Here is a 1,056-nt window from a genome sequence, read left to right as displayed (position 1 = left end):
CAGGCATCCCAATGCTAATGGGTGGTGAAAACTTCGGTGACGAAACAAGTCCTCAAATTCAGTACTTGAAAGCACTAGAAGCATGGGATGCAGAATTCCCAGGTTTCGAACACGAAACTGAAGGCGCAGAGATCGAAGACGGTAAATACCACGTTCTTTGTATCAAAAAAGACGCTCTATAATCGACTAAGTCGATAACGTGACTACCCTAAATCCCCACTCATTGAGTGGGGATTTTTTTATGCGTTTAAATCATGCCAGATATTCCTCACACACTGAGTTTACTTAGACTAAATAAAGAGGAATACAAATTAAATCTTACTTTACCTACACTTACGAAAATAAATACACATTCTTGTGTGAATTTATTTTCATTATTTTTGCATAATAAAAACATAGCCATTATTTGCATTTGATATGACATCAGACAACACAAAGATAAGTTATTGTAAAAAAAGGATTTAACCTCAAAAGAGACATCAAAGGTAACATTAGAGAACGATTTATGAAAAAACATGGTCGAATAATGATACTTATCGGCTTATTTTTTAGTAAAAATGCAATAATTCATTCCGTTTATATGGTTTTATTTTTGTGAAAAGAGCGCATTATATACCTCGAAGACAAGATAACTATTCAACTTAAAATATCATTCTTAAAAATAAGAGTTATATTTTAATTATTTAAATTTCTCGAATTTAAATACAAAAAATCACTTGTTAATAAACAAGTAGTAAGAATAAAAATAATAAACATCAATTCCCTTACCTTTAATAGTGATATTAATTAAGAGGTTGTTTATTTTATTCTCAATAAATTCTGCCAGATATTTTATTGCTTTATATCACTTATAAATCGATATATATCAGAATCAACCATTCTATTCAGGCGTTATTATGAACAACAATAATAGTACTAATAAAATGCGCGCTCTCGTTATTGAGCACCAAAACATTACTCCAAACAGCTTTGCCGATCGTGCAACTAAATCATTAATCGCTGAATTAGAAAGCCGTACTATCGAAATCGTTACTGCCACTTCTTACGAAGATGCAC

1 protein-coding gene is annotated in these 1,056 nt (G+C 31.2%); it reads left to right on the top strand.

What is annotated here, in order from left to right:
* Positions 1-182: hypothetical protein (locus C9J46_RS21290; RefSeq protein WP_146144315.1), on the top strand; the 182-nt coding region annotated here is incomplete at its 5' end.
* Positions 183-1,056: the final 874 nt, after the last annotated feature.

Source organism: Photobacterium sp. GB-36, assembly GCF_003026135.1.
In the GTDB taxonomy this organism is placed as follows: domain Bacteria; phylum Pseudomonadota; class Gammaproteobacteria; order Enterobacterales; family Vibrionaceae; genus Photobacterium.
This window is presented reverse-complemented; position numbering and strand designations above follow the sequence as displayed.